The sequence below is a fragment of the Paraburkholderia fungorum genome (assembly GCF_003610895.1).
In the GTDB taxonomy this organism is placed as follows: Bacteria; Pseudomonadota; Gammaproteobacteria; order Burkholderiales; family Burkholderiaceae; genus Paraburkholderia; species Paraburkholderia fungorum_B.
This window is the reverse complement of the sequence record NZ_MCAS01000069.1, coordinates 240,288-256,382: the sequence shown is the minus strand read 5'-3', so window position 1 is coordinate 256,382 and position 16,095 is coordinate 240,288. Positions and strand designations below refer to the sequence as shown.

Genomic DNA, 16,095 nt, shown 5'->3' with positions numbered 1-16,095 from the left:
CCACGTTTGCCTTTCACTGTGTTTAAGTCGCGGCAGTTGTACCCGTATTGAAGGAATTGAGCCGGCAATTGGGGCTACAATGCCGTCGAACGTCTATTCTAATCCGCACTTCGAAGCCCGCCTCATGACGACTCCCGCCAATAGCAAACTCCGCGAAGCCGCCCTCGATTATCACGAGTTCCCGACCCCCGGGAAGATCGCGATCGCCCCGACCAAGCAGATGATCAACCAGCGCGACCTCGCGCTGGCGTATTCGCCGGGCGTCGCGTTCGCGTGCGAGGAAATCGTCGAGAATCCGCTTAACGCCGCGCGTTTCACCGCGCGCAGCAACCTGGTCGGCGTCGTCACGAACGGCACCGCGGTGCTGGGTCTGGGCAACATCGGGCCGCTCGCCTCCAAGCCGGTCATGGAAGGCAAGGCCGTCCTGTTCAAGAAGTTCGCCGGCATCGACGTGTTCGATATCGAGCTGAACGAGTCCGATCCGCACAAGCTGGTCGAGGTGATCGCCGCGCTGGAGCCGACTTTCGGCGGTATCAATCTCGAAGACATCAAGGCGCCGGACTGCTTTATCGTCGAACGCGAATGCCGCAAGCGCATGAAGATTCCGGTCTTCCACGACGACCAGCACGGCACGGCCATCGTTGTCGCGGCGGCCATCACCAACGGTCTGAAGGTGGTCGGCAAGGACATCAAGCAGGTCAAGCTGGTGTCGTCAGGCGCGGGCGCGGCTGCGCTGGCCTGTCTGGATCTGCTGGTCGACATTGGCCTGCCGCTCGAAAACATCACCGTCACCGACCTGGCCGGCGTGGTCTACAAGGGCCGCGTCGAGTTGATGGACCCGGACAAGGAACGTTTCGCACGCGAAACCGACGCTCGCACGCTCGCTGAAGCGATCGGCGGCGCGGACATTTTCCTCGGCCTCTCGGCTGGCGGCGTGCTGAAACAGGACATGGTCAAGCAGATGGCGGACAAGCCGCTGATCCTCGCGCTGGCCAACCCGACCCCGGAAATCCTGCCGGAACTGGCGCTCGAAGTACGTCCGGACGCCGTGCTCTGCACGGGCCGCACGGACTACCCGAACCAGGTGAACAACGTGCTGGTGTTCCCGTTCCTGTTCCGCGGCGCGCTGGATGCAGGCGCGACGACCGTCACGCGTGAAATGGAAATCGCCGCGGTCAATGCGATCGCCGAACTGGCGCGCCAGGAGCAGAGCGATATCGTCGCGACGGCTTACGGCATTCAGGACCTGTCGTTTGGTCCGGCATACCTGATTCCGAAGCCGTTCGACCCGCGTCTGATCGTCAAGGTCGCGCCGGCGGTGGCCAAGGCCGCGATGGATTCGGGCGTTGCCGAGCGTCCGATCGAGGACATGGAAGCGTACGAACAGCATCTGCAACAGTTCGTGTATCACAGCGGCACCACCATGAAGCCGATTTTCCAGTTGGCGCGCAGCGTCGAGCCGGAGAAGAAGCGCATTGTGTTCGCGGAAGGCGAAGAAGAGCGTGTGCTGCGCGCCATGCAGATCATCGTCGACGAAAAGCTCGCGAAACCGATCCTGATCGGCCGTCCGGCGGTGATCGAGCAGCGCATCGCGCGTTATGGTCTGCGTCTGGTCGCGGGTCAGGACTACATGGTCGTGAACACCGACCACGACGAGCGTTACCGCGATTTCTGGCAGGAATATCACAAGATGATGTCCCGCAAGGGCATCACCGAGCAGATGGCGAAGCTCGAAATGCGCCGCCGCACCACGCTGATCGGCGCGATGATGGTGGAAAAGGGCGAAGCGGACGGCATGATCTGCGGCACGGTGTCCACCACGCACCGTCACCTGCACTTCATCGATCAGGTGATCGGCAAGAAGGAAGGCGCGAAGGTCTACGCGGCAATGAACGCGCTGGTGCTGCCGAACCGCCAGATTTTCCTGGTCGACACGCACGTGAACGTCGATCCGACGCCGGAGCAACTGGCTGAGATCACGATCATGGCGGCCGAGGAAGTGCGCCGCTTCGGTATCGAACCGAAGGTCGCGCTGCTGTCACATTCGAACTTCGGCTCGAGCAATGCGCCGACCGCGCAGAAAATGCGCGACACGCTGGCAATCCTGCGCGAGCGTGCGCCGGAACTGCAAGTGGACGGTGAAATGCATGGCGACCTCGCGCTCGACGCGAATCTGCGCCGCGAAGTCCTGCCCGATTCGACGCTCGAAGGCGACGCGAACCTGCTGGTGCTGCCGAACATCGACGCGGCCAACATCTCGTACAACCTGCTGAAGACGGCCGCGGGCAACAACATCGCGATTGGTCCGATGCTGCTCGGCGCGGCCAAGCCGGTGCACGTGCTGACGGCCTCGGCAACGGTTCGCCGCATTGTCAACATGACCGCGCTGCTGGTGGCGGACGTAATCGCAGCCCGCTGATTCTCGATCCGGGACTGAAGCGTGGCGTCGCCTGACTTTGGGCGTCACGCAAAAAAAAGGCGTGCCCGCAATGGGCACGCCTGCGGGTGAACAGGGGATAGCCACCCTAAAAAAAGGCTGAATGAGCCCATTCAGCCTCTGAGAGACTGCAGCAACTACAAGGCTTTCACTCCAGGGAATGAAACACGCAACGAGCACTGTGCGCGTTTGGATTCACCTTGCATTTACTTGATTGGGCTAATTTTAGCTTTTACAGGGTAAATATTCTGTCAAAAGTCGTCAAAGCCTGTTCCGTGGCTCTTTCCCGCGCATTTGGGTGCTTTTGCCGGTCCGGCGAACGTTGATTCTGTGGGGTTTTAGCGATACCCTTACGACTTTCATGGTCGTAAAACTCGTGATCTAACAGCGGGGAACCTTGATTCATGGCACGCAAGTGGCAGCGCATTAAAGGCGTGCTGATCGGTGCTTTGACGCTCTGCGCTTTATCCGGCTCCGTGCCTGGCGCGTTTGCGCGCGACTACACGGCACCCGCCGATGCACAGGGTCCTGGCACTATCGCGGCGGCGCAGTTGCCACGCGAAGCGGTCAATACATTGAACTTGATTGCCGCGGGCGGGCCTTACCCGTATGAGAAGGACGGCATCGTATTCGGCAATCGCGAACGGTTGCTGCCGCCGCATCGGCGCGGCTATTACCACGAATACACCGTTCCCACGCCTCGCTCGAGAAACCGCGGGGCGCGTCGCATCGTCTGCGGAGGTCCGCTACAGCGGATCGACAACTGTTACTACTCGGACGACCATTACACCAGTTTTAATCGTATTGTTGAATGACATCGGGATGAACGGCATGAGCGACAACGTCTACGCGCACGACTCCGGAGTCGCGACGGATCTTTTCGCGGCCGGCGACGGCAATTTGTTCCAGCGCGTCATGCGGATGCGCGCCGGCGACCAGGGCCGGGATAACCAGAGCGAAGCTGGCACTGTGCTTTCATCGAACGAGGAGCCCATGAGTCTTTTCAAGACCGTACGACCGAACATCGTACAGTCGATCCGCGCGTTTCGCGTGCAGGATCTCGCTGACGAGGCCAATCAACTCGGCCAGCATTTTCTGTACGCTTACTGCGCGAATGCCCAGTCCAAGCAGGAGGTGCTGGAGACCATTGCTACGTCGTTCCTGTTTCCGAAGCATTTCGGCAAGAATTACGACGCGCTCTACGATTGTCTGACCGACCTGGTCCATAAGGCAGGCGCGCAACCCGGGTTCGTGATCGTGCTCGAGCAGTTGCCCGTCGCGCAAAAGTTCGACAAGGAAGGGCGCGAGACGCTACTGGACGTGTTCCGCGAAGCAGCCGAGTTCTGGGCCGAGCGCAAGGTCGCGTTCCGGGTGTTTTATTCGTTTGCTTAAGGCGCGGCTCGCGCGCTGCTTGCGCGGCTGAAAGACAAAGGGAAAGGCCCGCCAAATGGCGGGCCTTTCCCTTTTGCGTTTTGAATCAGAGGGTTGGCTTACCAGCCGCCCCAGCGGGCTGCCAACGCGGAGAGTACCGCGATGCCCGCGGTTTCCGTGCGCAGCACACGCGGACCAAGGCCGACCGCGGTAAATCCGTGATCGGTCGCGGCGGCTTCCTCCGCCGCCGAAAAACCGCCTTCGGGGCCGACCAGCACGGTCACGCGCCCGAGCGGCGGATTGGCGGGCAGCGCGGCAAAGCTGATGCTGGCGCGCGGCGACAGCAGAATGCGCAGTTCGCCTTCTTCAAGTGTGCGAGGGAGCGCGCCGAGCCACGTGGCGATCTCACGCACCGGCATCACTTCCGGCAGGCGATTGCGCCCGCACTGTTCACACGAGGCCCGCACGATACCCTGCCAGTGCACGTGCCGGCGCTGTGCGCGCTCGCCGGCAAGGCGCACGACGCTGCGCGTGGTGGTCAGCGGCACGAAACACGACGCCCCGAGTTCGACCGCCTTCTCGATGAGCCAGTCCATTTTGTCGCCGCCGGCAATGCCCTGCGCGAGCGTGAGGTGATACGGCGCTTCCACTTCGATATTGCGGAATTCGTGAATTCTCACCTTGGCCGAGCGGCGTTCGACTTCGACGAGTTCGGCGCTGTATTCGCCGCCTTCGCCGTTGAAAAGCACGATCGAATCGCCGGGCTGCAAGCGCAGCACGAGGATGTGGCGCGTGACGTCATCGGGCAACTGCATGATGTCGTCGGGCTTGAGAGGCGTACCGACGAAGAAGCGAGGCATCAGAAAAATACTCATTAGTTCAGGAAAGGTGGCGAGCGAGCGCCCAACGGTAGCCGTCCAGATCTTCGACCTGGGCAAACCGGTCGCCCCAGAACTGATCCTGTGGCTCGCTCAGCGATTTTGCGCCGGCGGCCAGCGCCCGCGTGTAAACCGCGTCGACATCGTCGACATAGACATAAAACGATTGCGGCGCAATCGCGCCCGCGCTTTTGGGTGTTTTCGCCGCCGAGCCGAACGCGCCTTCCGGCGCGAACATCACGATCAGCTGGCCTTGATAGGTCATCTCGACATGCATGACGACGCCGTCGTCCTGGACGCTATCGCGTACCTCGAAGCCGAATGCCGCTTCGAAGAACGCGGTCGCGGCACGTGCGTCGCGCACCGTCAGATAGGGGGTCAACCAGGGCACACCGGCTGGGCGGGAGGCGGTCATGGAGTTCTCCAGATCATTGGGGTTGCGGGATGCATGCTGCGGGGCCAGGCGGGCGCTTGCGTATCGGATTACCGACAGCGCGCGCCGACCGAACCGTGCATTTTGCCCACGCGTTAGCTCGATGGCTTTAAGAATTGACTTAGTTTATCGCGCACGGAGCGGGAAGCCGAGAACAGTCCGGCGTTAAAGGCCGGGTCGTAGTGCCTCAGTGAGTCGATCTGGCGTGCGGCGAGACGCTGGGTGAGGGTTTCGGCGGTGAGGGCGGCGGGGTCGAGCGTGTCGCTGGCGGTCGCCATCATCCAGAGCGAGCCGTAGAGCGGAACGAAGGTATGCATCGTGCGCACCATGGCGAATGTGTCGCGCAGATCGCCGAGCAGGCCGGCGACGCGTTCGGCATGGAAGTACGGCGAGCCGAGATGCAGCGAGAGGACGGCGTTCGGGCTCATGACGCGCTTGAGCTGCCTGTAGAAGTCCGGTGTGTACAGGCCTGCGGCGGGCGAGTCCGGCGGCGTCAGATCGAAGACGATCAGATCGAACTGCGCTGTAGCGCCTGCAACATAATGCGCGGCATCGCCGATCACAAGCTCGACGCGCGGGTTGTCGAACGCGCTGCCTTGCACGTCGGCCAGATACTCGCGGGTCAGGCGTACGACTTCGGCATCGAGCTCTGCCACCACGATTCGCTCGATGCCGGGGTGCCTGAGCAATTGCCGTGCGGCGCCGCCGTCGCCACCGCCCAGCACCAGCGCCGCTTTCGGCGCAGGATGCGTCAACGCGGCCGGATGCACCATGCATTCGTGGTAGATGAATTCGTCGCCGGTCGAAGTCATCGGGCGGCCGTCGAGCGTGAACAGCCTGCCGAGCTGCGGCGTGTCCCATACCTCGATGCGCTGGTAGGGCGAATCGACGCGCGCAAGCCGCCGCGCGTTCGGAAATCCGTAGACTGCGTCGGCGGTCGGGTGGAACAGCAGGGGAGCGCTCACGGATAGCGGGCTCCGTTCGGAGCATGGCGGGTTCAGGTTGCCCAATTGTAAAGGGCGGAAGCGCCGCACGGCCCCGCTGGGTGCGCCTCGCCTCACAAGCGGGCGGCTTCCCGAGCGGGGAGGGGGGCAACGTTCTGTTAGAATGTCACGCTTTCAGCCTTGTCCGTTTGCTCTGCCCGTTTCGCGTCTCCTGGCGCCGCACCGTGCGCCGAAGTGGACTGGCATTCGAGCAGCCGGGCCTCAAGCGCGTACCGCTTTCTGACTCTGTCTCCGGACTCGACATGACGACCCCGTCTCCCGCACCCACCTCCCTGATGGCCAACGCGATCCGCGCGTTGTCCATGGACGCTGTTCAAAAAGCGAATTCCGGCCACCCCGGCATGCCGATGGGCATGGCCGAAATCGGTGTGGCTTTGTGGTCGCGCCATCTGCGTCACAACCCGAAGAACCCGCAATGGGCCGATCGCGACCGTTTCGTTCTGTCGAACGGCCACGGCTCGATGCTGCTGTACTCGCTGCTGCACCTCACCGGCTACGACCTGCCGATGGAAGAGCTGAAGAACTTCCGTCAAATGCACTCGAAGACGCCGGGCCACCCGGAATACGGCATCACGCCGGGCGTCGAAACCACCACCGGCCCGCTCGGCCAGGGTCTGGCGAACGCGGTCGGCATGGCGCTCGCCGAATCGCTGCTTGCCACCGAATTCAACAAGTCTGACGCGAAGATCGTCGACCACCACACGTACGTGTTCGTTGGCGACGGCTGCCTGATGGAAGGCATCTCGCACGAAGCCTGCTCGCTCGCGGGCGTGCTGAAGCTGAACAAGCTGATCGCGTTCTACGACGACAACGGCATCTCGATCGACGGCGAAGTGGTGCACTGGTTCCACGACGACACGCCCAAGCGCTTCGAAGCGTACGGCTGGAACGTGATCCCGAACGTGGTCGGCCACGACGTCGACGCTGTGGACGCGGCGATCAAACAAGCCAAGCTGTCGGACAAGCCGACGCTGATCTGCTGCAAGACCGTGATCGGCGAAGGCGCGCCGACCAAGGCCGGCAGCCACGATTCGCATGGCTCGCCGCTCGGCGACAAGGAAATCGCGGCCACCCGCGAAGCGATCGGCTGGAAGTGGGAGCCATTCGTGATTCCGCAAGAAGTCTATGCAGCATGGGACGCAACGGAAGCCGGCGCTCGCAACGAATCCGAGTGGGACAAGGCGTTTGCGGCGTACGCAGCCAAATACCCGCAGGAAGCGGCTGAATTCAAGCGCCGCGACGCGAAGCAATTGCCCGCGGACTGGAAGGAAAAGGCGCAAGCCATCATCGCCGGCGCGAACGAACGCAAGGAAACCGTCGCGACGCGCAAGGCATCGCAACAGGCAATCGAAGGTCTGTCGGCTGTGTTGCCGGAACTGCTCGGCGGCTCCGCCGACCTGACCGGTTCGAACCTGACCAACTGGAAGGCCGCCAAGCCGGTGCGGGTGAACGCTGAAGGCAAGGCAGCCGGCAACTACGTGAACTACGGCGTGCGCGAATTCGGCATGAGCGCGGCGATCAACGGCATCGCGCTGCATGGCGGCTTCAAGGCGTTCGGCGGCACGTTCCTGACGTTCTCGGACTACAGCCGCAACGCGCTGCGCGTCGCCGCGCTGATGAAAGCGCCGTCGATCTTCGTGTTCACGCACGACTCGATCGGTCTCGGCGAAGACGGCCCGACTCACCAGTCGATCGAGCACGTCGCGAGCCTGCGTCTGATTCCGAATCTGCAAGTGTGGCGCCCGGCCGATACGGTCGAAACGGCGGTGGCCTGGACCCACGCGGTCGAGCATCATGGCCCCTCGTGCCTGATCTTCAGCCGCCAGAATCTGCTGTTCTCGGAGCGTACCGATGCGCAGATCGCCAACATCGAGAAGGGCGGTTACGTGCTGCGCGACTGGAACGACGAGATCGTCGCGCGCAAGGTCATCCTGATCGCCACCGGTTCGGAAGTGGAACTGGCGTTGAACGCGGTCGAGCCGCTGGCGCGTGAAGGCATCGCGGCACGCGTCGTGTCGATGCCGTCGACCACCGTGTTCGACAAGCAGGACGCCGAGTACCGCGAACGTGTGCTGCCGCACGGCGTGCGCCGCGTCGCGATCGAAGCGGGCGTCTCGGATTTCTGGCGCAAGTACGTGGGTCTGGAAGGCGGCGTGGTCGGGATTGACACGTTCGGCGAATCGGCCCCGGCTGGCGTGCTGTTCAAGCATTTCGGCTTCACCGTCGAGCACGTCGTAGAGACGGCCAAAGCCGCACTGGGCTGATTCGCATTCGAGGTTGCCGCGCGCTCCCCACGCGCGGCAATCCCGGCAGATCAGACCAACATGGACGATTTTTTTTCAGCCATCAGGAGATAGACCATGACGATTCGCGTCGCAATCAACGGCTACGGCCGGATCGGCCGCAACACGCTGCGCGCCTTCTATGAAAACGGCAAGAAGCACGATATCGAAATCGTCGCCATCAACGATCTTGGCGATGCCAAGACCAACGCTCACCTGACGCAATACGACACGGCACACGGCAAGTTCCCGGGCGAAGTGTCGGTGGACGGCGACTACCTGGTTGTCAATGGCGACAAGATCCGCGTGCTGGCCAACCGCAACCCGGCAGAACTGCCGTGGGGCGAACTGAACGTCGACATCGTGCTGGAATGCACGGGCTTTTTCACGACCAAGGAAAAAGCGAGCGCGCACATCAAGGGCGGCGCAAAGAAGGTCATCATCTCGGCGCCGGGCGGTAAAGACGTCGACGCGACGATCGTCTACGGTGTGAACCACCATGTCCTGAAGGCATCGGACACGGTGATCTCGAACGCATCGTGCACGACCAACTGCCTGGCACCGCTCGTCAAGCCGCTGAACGACAAGATCGGCCTGGTGAACGGTCTGATGACCACGATCCACGCATACACGAACGACCAGGTGCTGACGGACGTGTACCACGAAGACCTGCGCCGCGCGCGCTCGGCCACGCACAGCCAGATCCCGGCCAAGACCGGCGCTGCGTCGGCAGTCGGTCTGGTGATGCCGGAACTGAACGGCAAGCTGGACGGCTATGCAATTCGCGTCCCGACGATCAACGTGTCGATCGTCGACCTGTCGTTCATCGCAGCGCGCGATACGACGGTCGAGGAAGTCAACGCGATCATGAAGGAAGCATCGGAAGGCTCGCTCAAGGGCATCCTCGGCTACAACACGGCGCCGCTGGTTTCGATCGACTTCAACCACAACCCGGCTTCGTCGACGTTCGACTCCACGCTGACCAAGGTGTCGGGCCGTCTGGTGAAGGTGTCGAGCTGGTACGACAACGAGTGGGGCTTCTCGAACCGCATGCTGGACACGGCCGTGGCACTGGCCAACGCGAAGTAAGCTGTTTGCTTTCTATGTCCTGTGGCCCGCGGGCCAGCAGGGCAGAAAGACAAAAGCCGCTCCTCGGAGCGGCTTTTTTACGCCTGCGGCGTCGGGAAATAGACGCCGGCGCGCTGTGCGGCGTTCGAGATATGGGTTTCGATCGCCTTGCCGGCCGCGGCGGAATCGCGCGCCTTGAGCGCGTCGAGAATCGCCCGATGCTCGGTGTAGGTGGAGAGCACCAACTCGCGCCGGTAAAACGGCATCCGCTGGCTTTCCTTCATGATTTCCGCGGCGCTGCCGAGGATCGATTCGATTGCCGCATTGCCGGCAATGCTCACGATGCGCATGTGAAAGCCGTAGTCGAGGCGGGCGGCTTCATCGAGTTCGTCGCAGGCGAGCGCCGTTTGCATGGCCGCGATGTTGTTTTCGAACCAGGCGAGATCGGACTCGCTGACGGCCAGCGCTGCCATGCGCGCAATGAAGCCTTCCAGCGCAAAACGCATCTGGTACGTATCAGGCAGCGAAGACTGTTCCGCGAAACGCCACGACTGGGCGGCCACCGCCTGCGCGCTTTCCACGTAGACGCCCTTGCCGGGGCGGATTGTCAGCAGACCGAGTGCTTCGAGCGTGGAGAGCGCCTCGCGCAGCGACGCGCGGCTGATCGCGAGTTCCTCGGAGAGCTGACGCTGCGCCGGCAGCAAACTGCCCACGGGATAGACGCCCGCTTCGATCCGTTCGCGGATGATCGCGATAGCGGCATCGGTGACGGTATGCGGAACATTTTTCATCGTGGCTCACTTTAAGTGCGCGGTCTGACCAGCATTGTATGCGCGTTCTGAACGCTCGTGCGATGAGTCGTCAAACATGCGCAATCCCGCCCTAAAACGATTAAAAAACAGCGGGTAAACGCTATTTAATGATTTCTTGACGCCAGTATATCGGCTTCCTACTATCTGCCATAACAGTACTGGTCGGACCAGTCTGAACAGATGTGAATCCTAACCAGGAGGAAGCCGTGTTGAAGTTCTTCAATTCACTGTTTGGCCGGGTCGTCATAGCGCTGGTGGCGGGCATCGTGATCGGCGCCGTGTTTCCGCATTTCGCCCAATCGCTGCGCCCGCTCGGCGACGGTTTTCTCAAGCTGATCAAGATGGTGATCGGTCCGATCGTCTTCTGCGTGGTGGTGAGCGGCATGGCGCATGCCGGCGATCTGCGCAAAGTCGGCCGCGTGGGCCTGAAGGCGGTGGTCTATTTCGAGGTCATGACGACGATTGCGCTCGTGATCGGCGCGGTGCTGGCTTACGCAACGCGGCCTGGCGTCGGTATGAATATCAACCTGCACTCGCTCGATCCCGCATCGCTCGCGACCTACACCGAGAACGCGAAGAGCCTCAAGGACACGGCCGGCTTTCTTCTGAAGATCATCCCCGACACGGCGATCAACGCATTCGCGACCGGCGACATCCTGCAAATCCTCGTGTTTTCGGTGCTGTTCGGTTCGGCGTTGTCGCTGCTCGGCAATAAGGCGCAACGCGTGAGCAGCCTGATCGACGAGCTTTCGCAGGTGTTCTTCCGCGTGATGGGTTTCATCATCAAGCTCGCGCCGCTCGGCGTGCTTGGTGCGATCGCGTTCACGACGGGCACCTACGGCGTCGAATCGCTCAAGCAACTCGGCATGCTCGTGGTGGTGTTCTACGCTAGCTGTATCGTGTTCGTGGTGGTCGTGCTGGGCGTGGTGATGCGCCTCGCCGGCTTCAGCATCTTCAAGCTGATCCGCTATCTGCGCGAAGAGCTCTCGATCGTGCTCGGCACCGCTTCTTCGGACGCCGTGCTGCCGCAGATCATGCGCAAGCTCGAATGGATGGGCGTTAAGGATTCGACCGTCGGGCTGGTCATTCCTACCGGCTACTCCTTCAATCTCGACGGCTTCTCCATCTATTTGACACTTGCGGTGATTTTCATCGCACAAGCGACCAATACGCCGCTGTCCGTGCATGATCTGATCGTGGTGGTGCTGGTGTCGCTGGTGACGTCGAAGGGCGCGCACGGCATTCCCGGCTCGGCCATCGTGATTCTGGCCGCGACGCTGTCCGCGATTCCGGCGATTCCCGTGCTCGGTCTCGTGTTGATTCTGCCGGTCGACTGGTTCGTCGGCATTGCCCGCGCGCTGACTAACCTGATCGGCAACTGCGTGGCAACCGTGGTGGTGGCCGTGTGGGAAAACGATATCGACCGGGCGCGCGCTCATCGCGTGCTCAACCGTGACGAAGCGCTGCGCTACGTGCCCGCCGGCGAAGGTGCCGAGACCACCTCCGGTGAACATGTGCCGGCCGTTTGACAAGGTTCGGCCGCGTCGCACCGCGGCCAGATTCACCGCTATTCAACAGCGCGCCAACGCAGCGCGCGTTCTGCTCCGGCGGATGGTCTGACTCCGCCGGCTCCTCTCACTTTTCGTCGCCTGACTGAGACTATGGCTAATCCGATCCTCGACCCCAACGCCCCCGCTTTCACCCGTCGCTACATGAACCTCGCCGACCCGCGTCTGGGCGCGAAGGCGCTCTATGCGAGCGACGAATTCTTCGCGCCGAAAGAGCGCATGCTCGAGCCGCAGCCGGCGGTGTTCATCCCCGGCAAATACGACGATCACGGCAAATGGATGGACGGCTGGGAAACCCGCCGCAAGCGCACCACCGGCCACGACTATTGCGTGATCCGGCTCGCGCGGCCGGGCGTCGTATACGGCGTCGATCTGGACACGAGTCACTTCACCGGCAATTTCCCGCCAGCCGCATCGATCGACGCGTGCTACGTGGACGGCGAACTGCCGCCCGACAATGCCGACTGGCAGACGCTCGTGCCGGCCACCACGCTGCAGGGCAACCAGCACCATTACGTCGAAGTGACCGACGCCCGCGCCTTCACGCATCTGCGCGTGAATCTGTATCCGGACGGCGGTCTCGCGCGTCTGCGGGTGTATGGCCAGCCGAAGCGCGACTGGGATCGCGTCGAGCGCGGCACGCTGCTGGATCTCGCCGCGATCGAAAACGGCGCGTACCTCGTCGCCGCGAACAATCAGCATTTCGGGCCGGCTTCGCAGATGCTGATGCCGGGCCGTGGCGTCAATATGGGCGATGGCTGGGAAACCCGGCGCCGTCGCGAGCCGGGCAATGACTGGGCGATCGTCGCGCTGGCGCGGCCGGGCGTGATTCGCAAGATCGAAGTGGATACGGCGCATTTCAAGGGCAATTACCCGGATCGCTGCTCGCTGCAGGCGGCCTCGGTGACGGGCGGCACCGACGATTCGCTCATCACGCAGGCGATGTTCTGGCCGGTGCTGATCGGCGAGCAGAAATTGCAGATGGATCACGTGCACACGTTCACGGACGGTATCGCGTCCCTTGGGCCGGTGACGCACGTGCGCTTCAACGTCTTCCCGGACGGAGGCGTATCGCGCCTGCGCTTGTGGGGCGAGATCGCGTAACGGAGTCGCGTCGATGAAGACCTTGCATGTGGAACGCCTGACGCGGACGGCTTTTGCGCCGTTCGGCGACGTCATCGAACTGGACGGTGCGCGCCATTTTCCGATCAACGGCGGCACGACCGAGCGCTATCACGACCTCGCGAACGTCGACGTCACGGAGAACGGCGGCCGGCCGCTGATCAATCTGTTTCGGGCGCAGCCGCGCGCGCTGCCGGTCGAAATCGCCATGATGGAACGGCATCCGCTGGGCAGTCAGGCTTTCATTCCCTTAACGGCGCACCGCTATCTGGTGGTCGTCGCGCCGGCCGGCGAATTGAATCCGGCGCGGATGCGGGCGTTCTGGAGCGAGGGCTGGCAAGGTGTGAACTATGCCAAAGGCGTTTGGCATCATCCGCTCCTCGCACTCGACCAGGTGAGCGATTTTGTGGTCGTGGATCGTGGCGGCGAGCAGCCCAACTGCGATGAGATGCCTTTAGCTGAGCCGTGGCGGTTGCTGTTTGAAGCGAGCGCCGAATTGGTGGACTGAGCTGGCGGACCCGGCTGGCGTCACCGCCCGGCGGCCATGCCGGATAGGCCAGACGGCACGGCCGTCGCGCCGCACACGCAAAAAACCCGGCTGATTTTCATCGGCCGGGTTTTTTCGTTACCTGCCGTACCGCGCACCCCGACGCGGCCGACATTGCACCAATCCCGCTTCAGTGCTTGCGATGCGGGCAATTTTCCTTGGTGCACGCGCCGTACAGCGCCAGCGCATGCTCCTGCAGCTTGAAGCCGCGTTCCTTTGCGATGGACTGCTGGCGGCTCTCGATCTCGGAGTCGAAAAACTCTTCGACGAGCCCGCAATCGAGGCAAACGAGGTGGTCGTGGTGTGACCCTTCGTTCAATTCGAACACGGCCTTGCCCGACTCGAAATTGCTGCGCGAGAGCAGGCCGGCCTGCTCGAACTGCGTCAGCACGCGATACACGGTTGCGAGACCGATATCGAGTTCTTCGTGCAGAAGGTTACGGTAGACGTCTTCTGCGGTCAGGTGGCGCACCGGGCTATGCTGGAAAATCTCAAGGATTTTGAGGCGCGGAAGGGTCGCCTTGAGCCCGATATTCTTGAGATCGGTTGGATTGGTCATGACAAGGGATCCCTAGAGTACAATGCTGGGCTCTCATAGTAATGTGTTTTTGCCGTTCTGGTCATCTTCGATGGAATGAAACTCGCGCGGCTCGTCAGCGGGCCCGCACGGTGAGTGAAATGATTTCAAAATCTCAATTGATCTACCGGGGGAGCCGCATGCGGGGTACCTTGATCGCTGTTGCGACTGTCGCGGTTCTTGCCGGATGTTCCACCTACGACAGTTTGACGCAGCGCGTTGCCCAGAGCATCACGCCGTATCGTATTACGGTGGTGCAAGGCAATTTCGTCTCGAAGGAAGCGGCTGCGCAGATGCAGGTCGGCATGTCGCGCGCGCAGGTCAAGCAGTTGCTTGGCACGCCGCTCCTGACCGACATGTTCCACGCAGACCGCTGGGACTACGTGTTCTATTTCAAACGCGGCTCGACGAACGTCGTGCAGCAGCGCGATTTCGTGATCCTGTTCGCGGGTGACCGCGTCGCCAGCTGGTCGGGTGGCGAAGATCTGCCTTCCAACCTCGAGTTGCTGGCTGAAATCGACGGCGACAAGCTCGGCAAGAAGAAGGCGCCGGTGCCGAACGTGGCTAGCGCAGCAACTGGCGCCAGCGCGCCGGTGGCTGCGGCGCCGGCTACGGTGGACACCACGCGTTCGCCATCCGCCGACGCAGCCGCCGCAGCAGCGGCCCTGCCGTCAACGGACGCCAACGCGGAAGCCGCGCAGGCCGCCAACCGGTTGACCAATGCGGTGCAGACGCCGTCGAATGCGCAATCTTCCGCGCGCGCGGCCGTGCCGACCGCCAACGGTGGCGGTATCCCGTCGCAAGGCCCAACGGCCGCCGGGCAGCCGCAGTTCCAGTTCCACCGTCCGCCGCCGCCGCAAGTTTCCGGCTCACAGGAAAACCCGGTGGGACCGACGGGCTCGCAAAGCGGCAGTGGCGGCCCGACGTTGAACGCACCGCTGACTGCTTCGCCTGCTTCTCCCGCATCTTCGGGAACAGGCAACTAATCAGGCTGTCCGTGTCTTGATAAGGCACGGCGAAAACGGCGTTCAGGCGCCACGTGCGGGCAACAACATGCCGTGCGTGGCGGCCGTCAGGTATTCTGCTGGTTCAGTCAGTGCGGCGCCGAGGCGTGCTGCCCGCCGCCGTTTTTGCCCGCATTTGACGGGTTTTTTCCGCGTTTTACCCCTTTCGAACCCTCGTAGCCATGAAAATTGCCATTGCTGGCGCATCGGGCCGTATGGGCCGGATGCTCATCGAAACCGTCCTCAACGATTCCGGCGCCACGCTGTCCGGCGCACTCGATCGTGCAGGCTCCCCGCAACTCGGTCAGGACGCCGGCGCGTTTCTCGGCAAACAGACCGGCGTGCTGCTGACGGACGATATCGAGCGCGTGTTCGCCGAGTCGGACTACCTGATCGACTTCACGCGTCCCGAAGGCACGTTGGTGCATCTGGAAGCCGCGCAGCGTCACAACGTCAAAATGGTGATCGGCACGACCGGTTTCGACAACGAGCAGAAAGCACAACTGCGCGCTGCGGCGGACAAGATCGCCATCATGTTTTCCTCGAACATGAGCGTGGGCGTCAACGTTACGCTCAAGCTGCTCGAGTACGCCGCGAAGCATTTCGCGACCGGCTACGACATCGAAATCATCGAGGCGCATCACCGTCATAAGGTCGATGCGCCGTCCGGCACCGCGCTGACCATGGGTGAAGTGATTGCCAATGCGCTCGGCCGCAATCTCGACGATTGCGCGGTGTACAGCCGCGAAGGCGTGACCGGCGAACGCGATCCGTCCACGATCGGTTTTTCGGCGATTCGCGGCGGCGACATCGTGGGCGACCATACGGTGCTGTTTGCCGGCATCGGCGAACGTATCGAGATTACGCACAAGTCGGCGAGCCGCCTGTCGTATGCGCAAGGCGCGCTTCGTGCTGTCCGTTTCCTCGAAGGCCACAAGAACGGTTTCTTCGACATGCAGGACGTGCTCGGCCTGCGTTGAGCGTGTCACGGG

The 16,095-nt window shown here is 62.4% G+C and carries 15 protein-coding genes; 10 read left to right on the top strand and 5 right to left on the bottom strand.

The window, feature by feature from the left end; all coding sequences use genetic code 11:
- Positions 1–79 precede the first annotated feature (79 nt).
- The 3 genes from BCY88_RS39405 (at position 80) to BCY88_RS39395 (ending at position 3,829) form a co-directional block, all read left to right on the top strand.
- A complete protein-coding gene (locus tag BCY88_RS39405; RefSeq protein ID WP_120349462.1) occupies positions 80–2,419 on the top strand; it encodes an NADP-dependent malic enzyme in 2,340 nt (779 codons plus the stop codon).
- Between the two features lie 422 nt (positions 2,420–2,841).
- The gene (locus BCY88_RS39400) at positions 2,842–3,252 is read left to right on the top strand and encodes a guanyl-specific ribonuclease (RefSeq protein WP_120349461.1); all 411 of its coding nucleotides are present in this window, start codon (positions 2,842–2,844) and stop codon (positions 3,250–3,252) included.
- A 16-nt stretch (positions 3,253–3,268) separates the two neighbouring features.
- Complete coding sequence (locus tag BCY88_RS39395; RefSeq protein WP_120349495.1) at positions 3,269–3,829, top strand: barstar family protein; 561 nt, start codon at positions 3,269–3,271, stop codon at positions 3,827–3,829.
- Positions 3,830–3,927: 98 nt separating this feature from the next.
- Here the strand turns inward: BCY88_RS39395 and BCY88_RS39390 are convergent, their stop codons facing one another.
- The 3 genes from BCY88_RS39390 to speE form a co-directional block, all read right to left on the bottom strand.
- Entirely contained in the window at positions 3,928–4,668 is a 741-nt protein-coding gene (locus BCY88_RS39390) for a 16S rRNA (uracil(1498)-N(3))-methyltransferase (protein ID WP_120349494.1), read from the bottom strand.
- A 19-nt stretch (positions 4,669–4,687) separates the two neighbouring features.
- Positions 4,688–5,101: a VOC family protein gene (locus BCY88_RS39385; protein WP_054034519.1), complete on the bottom strand. Its 414-nt coding sequence runs from the start codon at positions 5,099–5,101 to the stop codon at positions 4,688–4,690.
- A gap of 113 nt (positions 5,102–5,214) precedes the next feature.
- Entirely contained in the window at positions 5,215–6,084 is an 870-nt protein-coding gene (speE, locus tag BCY88_RS39380; protein ID WP_120349460.1) for a polyamine aminopropyltransferase, read from the bottom strand.
- Between the two features lie 281 nt (positions 6,085–6,365).
- Between speE and tkt the strand changes: the two genes are divergently transcribed.
- Positions 6,366–8,387 carry a transketolase gene (gene tkt / locus BCY88_RS39375; RefSeq protein ID WP_120349459.1) on the top strand — a complete coding sequence of 674 codons (2,022 nt, stop codon included), beginning with the start codon at positions 6,366–6,368 and terminating at the stop codon, positions 8,385–8,387.
- 96 nt (positions 8,388–8,483) lie between these two features.
- A complete protein-coding gene (gene gap, locus BCY88_RS39370; RefSeq protein WP_074282197.1) occupies positions 8,484–9,494 on the top strand; it encodes a type I glyceraldehyde-3-phosphate dehydrogenase in 1,011 nt (336 codons plus the stop codon).
- Positions 9,495–9,571: 77 nt separating this feature from the next.
- On the opposite strand, the gene BCY88_RS39365 is transcribed toward gap, so the two are convergent.
- Positions 9,572–10,264: a FadR/GntR family transcriptional regulator gene (locus tag BCY88_RS39365; RefSeq protein ID WP_120349458.1), complete on the bottom strand. Its 693-nt coding sequence runs from the start codon at positions 10,262–10,264 to the stop codon at positions 9,572–9,574.
- A 227-nt stretch (positions 10,265–10,491) separates the two neighbouring features.
- Here BCY88_RS39365 and BCY88_RS39360 point away from each other — a divergent pair, with 227 nt between their 5' ends.
- From BCY88_RS39360 to BCY88_RS39350, 3 genes are all read left to right on the top strand, one after another.
- The gene (locus BCY88_RS39360) at positions 10,492–11,814 is read left to right on the top strand and encodes a C4-dicarboxylate transporter DctA (RefSeq protein ID WP_120349457.1); all 1,323 of its coding nucleotides are present in this window, start codon (positions 10,492–10,494) and stop codon (positions 11,812–11,814) included.
- A gap of 132 nt (positions 11,815–11,946) precedes the next feature.
- Positions 11,947–12,957 carry an allantoicase gene (alc, locus tag BCY88_RS39355; protein WP_120349456.1) on the top strand — a complete coding sequence of 337 codons (1,011 nt, stop codon included), beginning with the start codon at positions 11,947–11,949 and terminating at the stop codon, positions 12,955–12,957.
- Positions 12,958–12,970: 13 nt separating this feature from the next.
- The gene (locus BCY88_RS39350) at positions 12,971–13,483 is read left to right on the top strand and encodes an ureidoglycolate lyase (RefSeq protein ID WP_120349455.1); all 513 of its coding nucleotides are present in this window, start codon (positions 12,971–12,973) and stop codon (positions 13,481–13,483) included.
- Positions 13,484–13,652: 169 nt separating this feature from the next.
- On the opposite strand, the gene fur is transcribed toward BCY88_RS39350, so the two are convergent.
- Positions 13,653–14,081, bottom strand: a complete 429-nt coding sequence (fur, locus tag BCY88_RS39345) for a ferric iron uptake transcriptional regulator (protein WP_012434340.1) — start codon at positions 14,079–14,081, stop codon at positions 13,653–13,655.
- A gap of 158 nt (positions 14,082–14,239) precedes the next feature.
- On the opposite strand from fur, the gene BCY88_RS39340 reads away from it, so the two are divergent.
- Entirely contained in the window at positions 14,240–15,085 is an 846-nt protein-coding gene (locus tag BCY88_RS39340; protein ID WP_120349454.1) for an outer membrane protein assembly factor BamE, read from the top strand.
- A 200-nt stretch (positions 15,086–15,285) separates the two neighbouring features.
- The gene (dapB, locus tag BCY88_RS39335; RefSeq protein WP_120349453.1) at positions 15,286–16,083 is read left to right on the top strand and encodes a 4-hydroxy-tetrahydrodipicolinate reductase; all 798 of its coding nucleotides are present in this window, start codon (positions 15,286–15,288) and stop codon (positions 16,081–16,083) included.
- Positions 16,084–16,095 lie beyond the last annotated feature (12 nt).

Bases quoted from the DNA above. Each gene is read 5' to 3' on its own strand.
- BCY88_RS39405 (WP_120349462.1), top strand. From the start codon at position 80: ATGCCGTCGAACGTCTATTCTAATCCGCACTTCGAAGCCCGCCTCATG.
- BCY88_RS39400 (WP_120349461.1), top strand. From the start codon at position 2,842: ATGGCACGCAAGTGGCAGCGCATTAAAGGCGTGCTGATCGGTGCTTTG.
- BCY88_RS39395 (WP_120349495.1), top strand. From the start codon at position 3,269: ATGAGCGACAACGTCTACGCGCACGACTCCGGAGTCGCGACGGATCTT.
- BCY88_RS39390 (WP_120349494.1), bottom strand. From the start codon at position 4,668: ATGCCTCGCTTCTTCGTCGGTACGCCTCTCAAGCCCGACGACATCATG.
- BCY88_RS39385 (WP_054034519.1), bottom strand. From the start codon at position 5,101: ATGACCGCCTCCCGCCCAGCCGGTGTGCCCTGGTTGACCCCCTATCTG.
- tkt (WP_120349459.1), top strand. From the start codon at position 6,366: ATGACGACCCCGTCTCCCGCACCCACCTCCCTGATGGCCAACGCGATC.
- gap (WP_074282197.1), top strand. From the start codon at position 8,484: ATGACGATTCGCGTCGCAATCAACGGCTACGGCCGGATCGGCCGCAAC.
- BCY88_RS39365 (WP_120349458.1), bottom strand. From the start codon at position 10,264: ATGAAAAATGTTCCGCATACCGTCACCGATGCCGCTATCGCGATCATC.
- alc (WP_120349456.1), top strand. From the start codon at position 11,947: ATGGCTAATCCGATCCTCGACCCCAACGCCCCCGCTTTCACCCGTCGC.
- BCY88_RS39350 (WP_120349455.1), top strand. From the start codon at position 12,971: ATGAAGACCTTGCATGTGGAACGCCTGACGCGGACGGCTTTTGCGCCG.
- fur (WP_012434340.1), bottom strand. From the start codon at position 14,081: ATGACCAATCCAACCGATCTCAAGAATATCGGGCTCAAGGCGACCCTT.
- BCY88_RS39340 (WP_120349454.1), top strand. From the start codon at position 14,240: ATGCGGGGTACCTTGATCGCTGTTGCGACTGTCGCGGTTCTTGCCGGA.
- dapB (WP_120349453.1), top strand. From the start codon at position 15,286: ATGAAAATTGCCATTGCTGGCGCATCGGGCCGTATGGGCCGGATGCTC.